Origin of the sequence: Lysinibacillus sp. NPDC047702 (genome assembly GCF_050272555.1) — a bacterium.
Classification (GTDB): domain Bacteria; phylum Bacillota; class Bacilli; order Bacillales_A; family Planococcaceae; genus Lysinibacillus.
In genome coordinates this window covers 110,564-123,362 of the sequence record NZ_JBNNMG010000009.1, presented here as the reverse complement: position 1 = coordinate 123,362, position 12,799 = coordinate 110,564, and the positions used below count along the sequence as shown (strand labels likewise).

General features: G+C 38.4%; 11 protein-coding genes and 1 other RNA gene. 7 read left to right on the top strand and 5 right to left on the bottom strand.

From position 1 onward, the window contains the following. Window positions 1–20: 20 nt before the first annotated feature. From ssrA to secG, 5 genes are all read right to left on the bottom strand, one after another. Window positions 21–376, bottom strand: a transfer-messenger RNA (tmRNA) gene (ssrA, locus tag ACQKIM_RS07310). 333 nt (window positions 377–709) lie between these two features. Then, on the bottom strand, window positions 710–1,177 hold the full coding sequence (gene smpB, locus ACQKIM_RS07305; protein WP_427541260.1) for an SsrA-binding protein SmpB: 468 nt from the start codon (window positions 1,175–1,177) through the stop codon (window positions 710–712). Window positions 1,178–1,243: 66 nt separating this feature from the next. Next, window positions 1,244–3,790 (bottom strand): ribonuclease R, encoded by a 2,547-nt coding sequence (gene rnr / locus ACQKIM_RS07300; RefSeq protein ID WP_427541257.1) that lies wholly within the window; start codon window positions 3,788–3,790, stop codon window positions 1,244–1,246. A 34-nt stretch (window positions 3,791–3,824) separates the two neighbouring features. After that, window positions 3,825–4,571, bottom strand: coding sequence for an alpha/beta hydrolase (locus ACQKIM_RS07295; RefSeq protein WP_427541254.1), 747 nt, complete (start codon window positions 4,569–4,571; stop codon window positions 3,825–3,827). Between the two features lie 230 nt (window positions 4,572–4,801). Continuing rightward, window positions 4,802–5,029: a preprotein translocase subunit SecG gene (gene secG, locus ACQKIM_RS07290; protein ID WP_427541251.1), complete on the bottom strand. Its 228-nt coding sequence runs from the start codon at window positions 5,027–5,029 to the stop codon at window positions 4,802–4,804. Between the two features lie 195 nt (window positions 5,030–5,224). Here secG and ACQKIM_RS07285 point away from each other — a divergent pair, with 195 nt between their 5' ends. The 7 genes from ACQKIM_RS07285 (at window position 5,225) to dltD (ending at window position 12,775) form a co-directional block, all read left to right on the top strand. Continuing rightward, window positions 5,225–6,469, top strand: a complete 1,245-nt coding sequence (locus ACQKIM_RS07285; protein WP_427541248.1) for a DUF5050 domain-containing protein — start codon at window positions 5,225–5,227, stop codon at window positions 6,467–6,469. A 101-nt stretch (window positions 6,470–6,570) separates the two neighbouring features. Further along, on the top strand, window positions 6,571–8,217 hold the full coding sequence (locus ACQKIM_RS07280; RefSeq protein ID WP_427541245.1) for an alkaline phosphatase: 1,647 nt from the start codon (window positions 6,571–6,573) through the stop codon (window positions 8,215–8,217). A gap of 317 nt (window positions 8,218–8,534) precedes the next feature. Then, the gene (locus ACQKIM_RS07275) at window positions 8,535–8,672 is read left to right on the top strand and encodes a teichoic acid D-Ala incorporation-associated protein DltX (RefSeq protein WP_054770455.1); all 138 of its coding nucleotides are present in this window, start codon (window positions 8,535–8,537) and stop codon (window positions 8,670–8,672) included. A 17-nt stretch (window positions 8,673–8,689) separates the two neighbouring features. After that, complete coding sequence (gene dltA, locus ACQKIM_RS07270) at window positions 8,690–10,162, top strand: D-alanine--poly(phosphoribitol) ligase subunit DltA (protein ID WP_427541242.1); 1,473 nt, start codon at window positions 8,690–8,692, stop codon at window positions 10,160–10,162. Beyond that, window positions 10,159–11,322, top strand: coding sequence for a D-alanyl-lipoteichoic acid biosynthesis protein DltB (dltB, locus tag ACQKIM_RS07265; protein ID WP_427541239.1), 1,164 nt, complete (start codon window positions 10,159–10,161; stop codon window positions 11,320–11,322). Before dltA ends, dltB begins: the two co-directional genes overlap by 4 nt. A 47-nt stretch (window positions 11,323–11,369) precedes the next feature. After that, on the top strand, window positions 11,370–11,603 hold the full coding sequence (dltC, locus tag ACQKIM_RS07260; RefSeq protein WP_402781407.1) for a D-alanine--poly(phosphoribitol) ligase subunit 2: 234 nt from the start codon (window positions 11,370–11,372) through the stop codon (window positions 11,601–11,603). After that, window positions 11,600–12,775 (top strand): D-alanyl-lipoteichoic acid biosynthesis protein DltD, encoded by a 1,176-nt coding sequence (gene dltD / locus ACQKIM_RS07255; RefSeq protein WP_427541236.1) that lies wholly within the window; start codon window positions 11,600–11,602, stop codon window positions 12,773–12,775. Before dltC ends, dltD begins: the two co-directional genes overlap by 4 nt. Window positions 12,776–12,799: the final 24 nt, after the last annotated feature.

Sequence of the window (12,799 nt, the reverse complement as noted above, 5' to 3'; positions counted from 1 at the left end):
TGAAATCATTTGATTTCAGAAAATGGAGACGGCGGGAGTCGAACCCGCGTCCAGAAACTCCAATACTTCAGCTTCTACGCGTGTAGTTTGCCTATTTAGGATTCACGTAGCATTATGCCGACAAACAGGCGTCCTGTACGCTAACCTGGAAATCTCTTGCCGATGACTCAGGTGGCACCATCGACCGTATCCCACTAAAGTTGGGCCCCACGTTCTCTACATGGGCGATAGAGAGGCAGAGCGCTTACGAGCTTACGCTGCGAAAGCTAAGTTTTGTTGTTTGCCAGTTATTATATAACTGTCGTTGATGACGGAGCCGAGCCCTCCGACGCGCGACTAAAGCTTGAACCATCCCTGTCGAATCCGTAACGTCCCCTTGAATATGAACTGAAGCGGCTTGGCCTCGTTCAAACAAAGAGCTAGAATTACTTCTAGTACGGTGGGAGCTTAAAAGTACGCTTCCATGAAATCTGGCAATCAGTAATACATATTATAAAACAAAACTAACGATAGTTCAAGTATCCCGATAACTTAGAAAAAATTGGCTCGAACATCATAGCCTATCCATCTGTTTCACTATTCTATCCATCACTCTCACAGTTCAATCCGTCACATTTCAATCTCCATCCATCACTTTCCCCATTCTATCCGCCCCCGCCCCGCTCAAAGCAAAAAGCTCACCAGCAACAGTGAGCTTTCTCCCAATCTATTAATATTGATTTTTCGCTTTAAAGGTACGTTCCATTTCGCGTTTGGCTTCTTTCTTGCGCATGTCGTTACGTTTATCGTAGTCCTTTTTCCCTTTGCCGACACCGATTAATAGTTTGGCGTAGCCATCCTTAATGTACATTTTTAATGGAATAATTGTGTAGCCGTCACGTTTAACGGCACCGACTAGCTCGCCGATTTGCTTTTTATGAAGCAGTAGCTTGCGGGCGCGCAGTGGATCATGGTTAAAGCGGTTGCCTTGTTCGAATGAGCTGATATGCATATTACTGATCCATGCTTCACCGTTACGAATTTGTACATAAGATTCTTTTAGTTGGACCCTTCCTGCACGGATGGATTTTATTTCTGTACCTGTTAGCACCATGCCTGCTTCAATTGTGTCTTCAATGAAGTAGTCATGACTGGCTTTTTTGTTTTGTGCTAATACTTTCCCAGTACCTTTTGCCATATTCTTCACCCTCTAATTTAAAGGTTGAGCAGGGGTTAACCTGCTCGCATTGGATTGTTAATGAATTTATTTACGTTTTGATTTTTTCTTTTTATTCTTTTTAGCAATGCCCTCATAGAATTTTTGCTTTTGCTTTACGCGTTTTTTAGGACCTGGGCTGGAGCTATCTTTGCGGCTGCCTCTTGGATCACGGTCATTTTCACGGCGCTCTCCTCGTTTGCCTCTTTCCTCTTCGCTTCGACCACCTCTGTGATTGTCACGACTACTTCGTTCTTCCTCGTTACGACCACCTCTGCGACTGCCACGACTGCTTCGTTCTTCCTCGTTGCGACCGCCTCTGCGACCTCCACGGCCACCTCGCTCGTCCTCGTTACGACTACCTCTACGGCTGCCACTACCGCCTTTGTTATCGTTGTAATTTTTACGTGCGTGAATAACAGTAGGGGCTGCTTTGCGTGTTCGTCCATATGAAGTTACCATTCCAACGATTTCAAAGTCAATGGATGACTCCTCTATAATAACATTTGCTACACGAACCATGACCTCATCGCCAATGCGGAATTGACGATTTGTTCGTTCGCCAATCATAATCATCTGGCGATCGTCAAAACGGTAGTAGTCATCTGTCATATTGCTAATATGGACAAGACCTTCGATCGTATTTGGAAGCTCCACGAAAATCCCGAAGTTTGTGATGGATGAGACGATTCCCTCGAACTCCTCGCCAATTTTATCGGACATATATTGAGCCTTTTTCAGTGAATCGGTATCACGTTCTGCATCGACAGCACGGCGTTCACGCTCTGATGTATGGTCAGCAATTTCATCCATTGCCATACTCCATTGTGCAATCGTTTCTCTCGATGTATCTTTATTAATTAAATATGTTCGAATTAAACGATGCACGATTAAGTCTGGATAACGACGAATTGGTGATGTAAAGTGTGTATAGAAATCCGTCGATAAACCAAAGTGACCGAGGCTCTCTGGATAATATTTTGCCTGCTGCATAGAGCGTAGGAGCATTGTTGAAATTACTGGCTCCTCTGGCATACCATCAATTGCCTTTAAAACATCCTGTAAAGCCTTAGGATGAACGGTATTGCCGGTACCTTTAATTAAAATACCGAAATTCGTGACAAATTCAAAGAAGCGTTGGAGCTTTTCTGGTTTTGGGTCTTCGTGAATTCGGTATAGGAATGGTACATTCATCCAGTGGAAGTGCTCTGCTACGGTTTCATTGGCAGCTAGCATGAAATCTTCAATTAATTTCTCTGCTACTGTACGCTCGCGTAATTCAATATCTACTGGCCAGCCATCCTCGTTGACAATGACTTTGGATTCTTTAAAGTCAAAGTCAATTGCTCCGCGCATTTCGCGTTTATGACGTAAAATCGATGATAGCTCTGCCATGTTTTTAAACATTGGTACAAGAGACTCGTAACGGGTAATTAGCTCCTCATCCTGCTCTACTAAAATTTTGTAAACATCCTTATATGTCATACGCTCTGTCGTTTTAATGACACTTTGGAAAATTTCGTGTGAAATCACATTCCCATTAGCATCGATAATCATTTCACAGGACAATGTTAAACGATCAACCTGAGGATTTAAGGAACAGATACCATTCGATAAACGATGTGGAATCATTGGAATCACACGATCTGTTAAATAGACACTTGTCGCACGATCATAGGCTTCAATGTCAATGACAGAGCCTTGCGTTACATAATAACTAACGTCTGCAATATGTACGCCAAGCTTATAAGTACCGTCACCATTTTTTGTTACAGTAACTGCATCATCCAAATCCTTTGCGTCTGCTCCATCGATTGTGACAATTGTTTCGTGACGTAAATCACGGCGCCCCTCTATATCAGCCTCAGTAATTTCATCAGGCACTCGTTGTGCAGCGGCAATCACTTCATCTGGGAATTCTGGTGGAATATCGTGCTTATATAATATAGAGAGAATATCCACACCTGGATCATTTTTATGACCTAAAATCTTTGTAATATAGCCTGTCGCTGATTTTAAATCCTCTGGCCAAGTAGCGACCTCAACGACAACCTTGTGTCCGTCAACAGCACCTAATGTATCACCTTTTGCAATAAAAATATCCATTGGTAGCTTTTTATCGTCTAAGACAACAAAGCCAAAGCCACGATTTGCCTGGAAAGTACCAACAAAGCTTGTTTGTCCACGTTCCACTACCTTTGTCACAGTTCCTTCGCGACGATCACCGAATGATTCCTTTAACACTCGGATAAGAACGATATCGCCGTTAATGGCACCATTAACTTCATGCGGTGGAATGAAAACATCATCCATTCCCTCAATATCAGGTGTCACAAAGCCAAAGCCCTTTGCATGACCGATAAATTTACCTCTTAGTAAATTCATACGCTCTGGCAAGCCATAACGATTGGAGCGGGAGCGGACAACTAAGCCCTGCCCTTCCATGCGCACTAAAGTTTTTACAAGCTCTTTAAACTCGTCAGCATCCTCAAAGCCAAATACGTCCTCAATTTCGCCCACGGTTAATGGTTTATAATCTTCTTCACTGAAAAAATCGAGTAAACGACTTTGTAGTGAATCCTTTTGATCTTTCATAATTTCCCTCCTTCATTGAGAAAATCCTATTTGTTTATTGTGCCCAATTTAGGCCTTCTAAAAAGTGATAAATATCTTCATGTAACTGATCTTTTTCTTGATCTAATGTAATAACATGCCTTGAGTTTTCATACCACTTGATGTGCTTTTCAAGTGACTCAGTTTGATTATATATAATGTTGGCAGATTCTGTCTCAATTACCTCATCATTTGTTGCTTGAACGACAAAAACTGGAGCATAAATCATGTCAATTTCTTGACGGGTACGGGCAATAAATTCACGTAGCTCCTGTAAAGATGGCATACCTTTTTCAGCAATGTTTGAAATCTCTGCTTCGATTTGCTCATCCTGTTTGCCTTGGAATTTTTTATAGTCTCTTGCATATTTCAAGACTCCCTCAAACATGACATCGGTTGTACGCATTGTCATCGGGGCACACATTGTAATGATTCCTTTTACTGGGTTATTTAATGCCACATTAAGTGCCATCACACCACCTAATGATAGACCTGTAACTGCAATCTCCTGATAACCAGCATCCTGTAACTGCTTATAGGCAGCTACGACATCCTGCCACCAATCAGCAGGTCCTGTTGTGATAAGTTCTTCTGGTTCCACGCCGTGACCTTTATAGTGAGGCGCTAATGTAGTATACCCTTTTTTCTCTAAAAATCTACCAAGCATTCGGACATCTGCCGAGCTTCCTGTAAAACCATGCAATAATAATACCGCTCGTGGTCCTGCCTGAAAGAAAAATGGCTGAGATAAAGTTTTGTTCATTGCAAGCTCTCCTTCACACCAATACATACTATCACCATTATAGCCATTTACTAGAGATTCTACATCAGTGATGATGCACTATCCTTCTATTCAATGGTCCTATCCATCACTTTCGGTTTTCTATCCGTCTGTTCGATGGTTCAATCCGCCACTTATGCTCTTCTATCCATCAACATCCTGGATAAAAGAAAACGCCCAACCAGTTCGGTTAGGCGATATATCTTCAACTATTAGATTTTTGTAATAGCGACTGCTAAAATAAAGAATAAAATTGCTAACACAATTGTTGCACGGTGAAGGATAAGATCCATACCACGTGCTTTTTGTTTTCCAAATAGTTGTTCAGCTCCACCCGAGATGGCACCTGACAAGCCTGCACTTTTACTAGATTGAAGTAATACGACAACAATCAATGCTAATGATACGATAATTAATGAAACTAATACTACTGTATGCATCCACTGCACCTCCCGAACTTCGAAACATCACAACACACCACATTATAACAAAAAAAGGTTGCCATGACAAACTTAGATTGAAAATAATCTGTAAATTGCACAATTTTTCTTATTGTCCTTATCACAAGAAAATTACAATGCACTTATTCATCCTCCTCGCTTATAATGGAAAAAAATATCGCTTGGAGGAACTTTATGATAAGAAAAATCATTTCTATGCTTTGTTTATTGTGCTTATCTGTCTTGCTAATTGCCTGCTCCGAAACACTAGATACATACCTTGAAGAGACAACTGATTCTTCCATAAAAGAAACAGACACAAAGGACGACATTAAAAAGCCAGAGAGCAAAGTTATATCCGCTTCCTTTTCCGCCTCAGACCTTTTTTCTACTACTTTGTTTAAAAAGGACCCTGCCTTATTGCAATTTACAAAGAAAGTAGAAAAGCATATCGCTAATTTTGATAAGACATTTGAGGTTGTTTATACAGGGAAACTGGATTGGGAAGAATTCGAGGTTCAGCTTAATGACATGAATAGCTTACTTTCCTATGTGAATCCTTATACGGCTGGTTATTTCTTGAATTTTGAATGGACCTCGTGGGATCAAGACAATGGATATTTAATTGAATTTACGATTAGCTATTTGACAGATGCTAAAAAAGAGGAAAAAGTGGATTCCTTTGTCAATCAATTTGTCGAACAGTATATTACTGATGACATGGATGACTTCCATCGTGCCAAGGCTATTAACGATATGATTGTACAATTAGCCACTTATACCGAGCAGGGATCAACGGAAGGACAGACAGTATATGAGTTAATTCAAGAAAACACGGCTGTTTGTCAGGCCTATGCTTTACTCGCCTACCGACTATTGGCAGCCTCAGATCTTGATGCTCAATATGTATATGGCTATAGCGACAATGAACTGCATGCATGGAATTTAGTAGGCATTGACGGTAATTGGTATCATCTTGATACAACATGGAATGATGTTGATCCAAATGAGCCTTATGCAATTTCCTACGAATATTTTTTAGTGAATGATGAAAAACTAAGTCAAGATCATCTATGGGTCAAAGAAAACTATTTTGCGGCAACAAGCAAGGACTATGATTTTATGCATGATATGTGGTATGCCGATACGGGCGAAGATATTATTTACTATAATAGCATTCGCGACAACATGGTATACGCCTATAATTTAACAACACAGCAAAATAAGCAAATCTCAGAAACAGCCTGCTACTACTTGGCTAACTATGAGGATGCACTTTATTGCAGTGATTATGACAATGCAGGCTATCTAACAAAAATTGATGTTAACGATGGCGCAGAGGAAGTGTTACTAGAAGAAGAGGTATTGAATCTCATCATTGCAGATGGTATTTTATATTATCAAACAGTAGACGGTGAGGAGTATGAACAGGAACTATAATATATGAATTTGCACCATATCTAATTTCTCGCTTCAACACAGCTGGTGAAGATAAACTTTCGTTACACTACTTTTGAAATTAACCTAAAGGAGACTACATCATGAAATACTTACAAAAATGGCGTACATGGGTTATAGCTAGTGCAATGATTTTTTCGGCGACAAATATCGCCCTACCACAAGTACAAGCTGCGAAAGCTACTCAGCCAGCAAATGTTATTATGATGGTGATGGATGGGAGTAGTAATAATGCTGTCACACTCTCTCGATGGTATAAGGGTGGAAATTTGGCATTAGACGCGATTTTAACTGGTGCAGTTCGTACTTACTCTGCAGAATCTGCCCTTACCGATTCTGCACCTGCTGCTACTGCATTAGCCACAGGACATAAATCAAATCGTAAATTTGTAGGTGTGTTACCAGCCGTTATTAATTCTCCAGGATTAACGCAATTAGCCAAAGGTGACACTATGCGTCCTGTAGCCAATGTTTTAGAAGGAGCGAAACAGCAGGGCATGGCAACTGGGCTGATTTCTACTTCCGAAATTCAACATGCAACACCAGCAGGCTTTTCAGCACATGTAAAAAATAGAAGCCAATATGATGATATAGCTGAGCAGCAGGTCTATCAAAACATTGATGTTGTGTTAGGCGGTGGATTGGCATCTCTCATTCCAGGTGCCGCTAATAATGCTCGTAAAGATGGCGAGAACTTAGTGAATGTCCTAAAAGAAAAAAATTATGACATTGTAAAAACTCGTGATGAACTTTTAAAAAGTTCCTCATCGAAAATTTGGGGAAGCTTTGCTCCAAATGCCCTTGCTTACAATATAGATCGCCCTATCACCAGAGCATCTGAGCCGACGCTTGCTGAAATGACAAATAAAGCCATTCAAACGCTTAAACAAAATGACAAAGGTTTCTTCTTATTTGTAGAGGGCAGTAAGGTGGATTGGGCAGCACATGCCAACGACACAATCGGCATCATCAGTGAAATTTTAGCGTTTGATGAGGCTGTCCAAAAAGCACTTGATTTTGCCAAAGAGGATGGGCATACAACGGTTATTGCCGTGACAGATCATGGTAATAGCGGTATTACAATGGGGAATACGAATACAACAAAGACATATGCCAGCATGCCTGTTTCTGCTTTTATTGATCCGTTAAGGAAAGCGAGAATGACCCTTGAAGGTGCCCTAAGTCAATTGAAACAAGATCAATCCAATATGATAGAGGTAGCAGCACTCTATGGTTTAACAGACTTATCTAAAGGTGAGCGAACAACCTTAGCAACTTCTAAGAATCTGAGTAAAGAGATGGGACAGATGCTTGCCAAACGAGCAAATATTGGTTTTACAACAGGCGGACATACTGGTGAGGATGTATTTCTTTATACATTTGGACCTTCAGTAATAACTGGCCTTGTTGAAAACACAGAAATAGCATATACAATGGCACAATTTATGAGCTTTGATTTAAATAAGCTGACGAAGGATTTATATATCCCTGCAACAAAAGCTTTTACAGAAAAGGGCTATACGACAAAGATAGATCGAACAGATCATGAAAACCCGAAATTTATTGCTCAAAAAAAAGATATTACATTAACGATTCCAGTAAATAAAAACATAATGATTTACGAGCAAGCTTCAAGCAATACGACCAAAACATATACATTTGATACCATTAATGTCTACAATGGAACAGATTTTTATGTTTCCAAAAAAGTGTTAGATGCTGTTAACTAAATGATTTTCCCATAAGTTAAACGGGATAAAAATATAAGTGCCATCATAAGTTGATTAGATTAACTGATGATGGTACTTTTTTTGATTTAAGGGCTTTGTTTTACATCAATTTTTCCCAAATCTTAAATTAATCTTAAATTAATCTTATGATTTAATGAATATAGCAAAATACAGCAACATTTTTCTCCACATTCCGTCAAAACAGTGTTAAAAATTTTAATAGAAGAATTATAAAAAATAACTTGAAAAAATATCTATTTATTTAGTATATTTACAAAGTTATAATCCTTTTTCATTATTAAATTGGAGGTGAACTGATGCAATCCATTAAAAATAATGAGCTATTACGTTTTATAGGCTTTACGTTATTTTATTTTATCATTTTGGTGCTTTTGTTTATTATTCATGGGTTCCATGATATGAACGCTGGACCATTTATATATACGGAATTTTAAAAAAAGGAGAAATATAGATGTTAAGTATATTAGCGGCTATTCAAAATGTGGCACTACAGCAGCCACAAAAAACTGCGTATCAAACCAATCGTGAGTCCTTAACGTATAGTGAGCTTTGGTATCTCTCTGATTGTGTAGCACACTATTTACTAGCTCTTGACTTAGAAAGAAAACAGCCGATTGTCGTCTACGGTCATATGTCATCATTGCAAATTGTTGCCTTTTTAGGTGCTGTTAAGGCTGGGCATCCATATGTACCAGTTGATTCGTCTACACCTTCTGAAAGACTACAGCTTATTATTGAAGCCTCTGAAGCCTGTATGCTACTAAAAACAGAATCATTAAGTGCTCCATTGTCAATCCCTGAAGTGGCGGTAAGTGATATTATCACACAGCCTTCTACTATTTCAGTAGAGCCTTCCTCATGGGTTCAGGAGCAAGATGTTTATTATATTATTTACACATCTGGTTCAACTGGTAAACCTAAGGGTGTCCAAATTACAGCCGATAACTTAGCGCATTTTGTTGATTGGATGAATAAGCACTTCCCATTACAGGAATCTGGAGTGTTTTTAAATCAGGCTCCCTATTCCTTTGATTTATCAGTAATGGATTTATATCCTGCCTTGATAAATGGGCAGACACTTTATGCGATTACACGAGAGCAAATTGCTTATCCAAAATCATTATTTGATGCATTAGCTACGGCTGAAATCCGTGTTTGGACCTCAACACCGTCCTTTGTGAAAATGTGCTTAATGAATAAAGAGTGGCATCAGGAGTTAATGCCTGCTTTAGATACATTTTTATTCTGCGGAGAGATTTTACCAGTATCCGTTGTGCAAGAATTAATGCAGCGCTTCCCACAGGCAACCATCTTTAATTTATATGGGCCAACTGAAACAACCGTCGCTGTATCTTATGTGGAAGTCACACCTGAACTGTTGGAGCAATTTGATCAATTACCAATCGCCCCGCTATCAGAACCAAATCTTTCACTATTAGGGGATGGAGAGATTATTATTTCAGGACCAACTGTTAGTGCAGGCTATCTTGGTGCACCTGATTTAACGCAAAAGGCCTTTCCTACAATAAATGGGCAGCGCATTTATAAAACTGGTGATATTGGCTATGAAAAAGATGGCTATCTGTTCTTTTCAGGTCGTAAGGATTTTCAAGTAAAGCTACACGGCTATCGTTTAGAAATCGAAGAAATTGAAAAGCAAATTGGCAATCTACCACCCGTTTCTAGCTGTGTTGTTGTACCTGTATTAAAGGATGGCGAGATTGTTTCACTTAATGCGTTCGTTGTTCTGCGTGAGCCATTACTGGAATCTGCCTTTAAAATGACGAAGCAGCTTAAATCGTTGTTATCAGAGTATTTACCAGCCTATATGATTCCGAAAACCTTCAAATACATGGACGCTTTACCTCTAAATACAAATGGTAAAGTTGATCGTAAAGGATTGGCGGTTATGGAAACAGTATGACGCCTTATGGAAATATCGTTTTTTTCATCATTATTGGGATTTTGTTGCTGCCAACAATTATTTTAGGATTACGTGAAAAATCTGCAAAAGGCTATAATATCTTTGTTTCCATTATTGTTTTGGCTCTTATTTTTGGTAATTCTTTAAATGGCACAATCTCTCTTATACTCTTTACAATATTTCAATTACTATTAATCATTGGTTATCAAAAATACCGACTACAAAAAAATAGTGGCACTGTATTTATTGTGGCTGTACTGCTGTCCATCTTGCCGCTTGTGCTTGTAAAGGTTCTTCCGATTCTTGGGCTACATCATTTATTTGGATTCTTAGGAGTATCCTACATTACCTTTAAATCTGTACAAATGATTTTAGAAACACGCGATGGTCTATTAAAGGATAAAATTTCAGTGGTCGAGCTAGCTTATTTTTTACTGTTCTTCCCAACTGTTTCATCAGGACCTATTGATCGTTGGCGACGCTTTTATAAAGATTTGCATACAGTTCCGTCAAATCAGGACTATCAAAAACTACTATTAAGTGGGATTAATTATATATTTGTAGGCTTTTTATATAAATTTATTTTGGCTTATTTAATCTATAATTACACACTTATTTATTTACCAAATCATACCTATAATTATTTGACACCTTTTCAAGGTCAAATAGCGTATATGTATATGTATAGTTTTTATTTATTTTTTGATTTTGCTGGCTATAGTGCCTTTGCCGTTGGAGTCAGTCGCATTATGGGCATTCAAACGCCAATTAACTTTAATCGTCCATTTTCGAGTCGCAATATTAAAGACTTTTGGAATCGTTGGCATATGAGCCTTTCATTTTGGTTTAGAGATTATGTTTATATGCGCTTCGTGCTTTGGATGACGAAGAAAAAATGGATTAAAAATAAATTTACAATCTCATATATTGGCTTCTTTTTACTGTTCTTTTTAATGGGAATTTGGCATGGACTAGAATGGCACTTTGTAGTCTACGGTCTTTACCATGCCCTGTTAATTATTAGCTTCGATAAGTTTGAACGCTGGAACAAAAAACGTAAGCTTTGGCCGAAAAATAAATGGACACATGCAATTGGCGTGTTTATCACTTTTAATGCTGTTTGTTTTGGCTTTTATATTTTTTCAGGGAAATTATTTTAAACAAGGCTTTATTAAACACAGCCTAAATATAAAGGAGAATTTTAACTATGGAGAAACAACAAGTTTTAGAAATGCTAGTGGAATTATGCGAGGACGATATCATTGTAGAAAACCCAGATATTGATTTATTTGAAGAAGGGCTACTTGATTCATTCGGTACCATTAATCTATTAGTCGAAATTGAAAGCCGCTTTAATATCTCAGTACCAATTACTGATTTCAATCGTGAGGAATGGAACACGCCAAATCGTATTGTAGCGAAATTAGCTGAAAGACAATGATTAAAAAAGGCTTTTTATCACTATTTATTGCCTTTGTTCTATTTGCGGTCTTCGTATTTTTCCCAAATTCATGGATCAAAGCATGGATTTCAGATGAAGATGTAGAGCAGGCAAAAACGAACATGTCTCCTTTAGTGTTCCAGGGCATGTACTTACAGGAGAGAATGCTGCAGGAGCCGAACTCAATGCCTTTATACGGCTCATCGGAATTAAATCGCTTTGACCCCTTCCACCCCTATAATTATGCACGGGCTACAAATGCACCGTATTCGACATTTATGATAGGGCGAGGGGGGATGCAGTCTATTACACACTTTTTAAATTTTGCTGCACAGGAGAAAAATTTAAAGGATAAAAAAATTGTTTTCATCGTTTCTCCTCAATGGTTTACGGAGAAAGGAATGGGTGAATTACACTTTTCTCCTAACTATTCCATGCTACATGCCTATGATTTAGCATACAATAAGGACATTGATGTAGAGCTTCGAAATCGTGCAATGGAGCGTCTGTTAGAATTTGAAACAGTGAATCGCGATCAGCTATTAAGAACAATCTATCAATATCAATTATCGAATGGCAAGGAACGACCTGTTGTTGGACGTCTTGCGATGATGGCAGGGCATTTCCAAAAAGCACTGCTGGAGAAAAAAGATTTATATTACTCAATTTTCCCTAGAGAGTCACATAAATTAAAAAATAATGACAAGCTGATAACAAATCAAACATTTGAGCAGCAATTGAAAAATGCTGAGAACTATGGCAAGAAGCGTGTATCTAATGATTTAATGATTGAAAATAAATTTTATAAACGTCTTGTCAATGCTGATTTAACAAAGTTTAAAGGCACTCGAAAGAACGAAGATTATACAGTATCACCTGAATATGAGGATTTTCAGCTCGTAATAGATATTTTAAAGGATGCTGGTGCAAAGCCGCTATTTATCTCTATTCCTGTGAATGGCTATTGGTATGACTACAACGAATATCCACAGGAGCGTCGTCAAAAATATTACGAAAAAATGGAGCAAGTATTAACAAATGCAAATGTTCCATATGTTGATTTCTCTGATCATGAATATGACCCTTATTTTATTATGGATACGATTCATATTGCATGGAAGGGCTGGGTATACGTAGATCAAGAGCTAGATAACTATTGGACACAATCTTAAATTATTATCCTTTAACAGATGAAA

What these genes read in the sequence shown, in the direction of transcription:
- smpB (WP_427541260.1), bottom strand. Translation starts at nt 1,177, where the DNA reads ATGGCAAAAGGTACTGGGAAAGTATTAGCACAAAACAAAAAAGCCAGT.
- rnr (WP_427541257.1), bottom strand. Translation starts at nt 3,790, where the DNA reads ATGAAAGATCAAAAGGATTCACTACAAAGTCGTTTACTCGATTTTTTC.
- ACQKIM_RS07295 (WP_427541254.1), bottom strand. Translation starts at nt 4,571, where the DNA reads ATGAACAAAACTTTATCTCAGCCATTTTTCTTTCAGGCAGGACCACGA.
- secG (WP_427541251.1), bottom strand. Translation starts at nt 5,029, where the DNA reads ATGCATACAGTAGTATTAGTTTCATTAATTATCGTATCATTAGCATTG.
- ACQKIM_RS07285 (WP_427541248.1), top strand. Translation starts at nt 5,225, where the DNA reads ATGATAAGAAAAATCATTTCTATGCTTTGTTTATTGTGCTTATCTGTC.
- ACQKIM_RS07280 (WP_427541245.1), top strand. Translation starts at nt 6,571, where the DNA reads ATGAAATACTTACAAAAATGGCGTACATGGGTTATAGCTAGTGCAATG.
- ACQKIM_RS07275 (WP_054770455.1), top strand. Translation starts at nt 8,535, where the DNA reads ATGCAATCCATTAAAAATAATGAGCTATTACGTTTTATAGGCTTTACG.
- dltA (WP_427541242.1), top strand. Translation starts at nt 8,690, where the DNA reads ATGTTAAGTATATTAGCGGCTATTCAAAATGTGGCACTACAGCAGCCA.
- dltB (WP_427541239.1), top strand. Translation starts at nt 10,159, where the DNA reads ATGACGCCTTATGGAAATATCGTTTTTTTCATCATTATTGGGATTTTG.
- dltC (WP_402781407.1), top strand. Translation starts at nt 11,370, where the DNA reads ATGGAGAAACAACAAGTTTTAGAAATGCTAGTGGAATTATGCGAGGAC.
- dltD (WP_427541236.1), top strand. Translation starts at nt 11,600, where the DNA reads ATGATTAAAAAAGGCTTTTTATCACTATTTATTGCCTTTGTTCTATTT.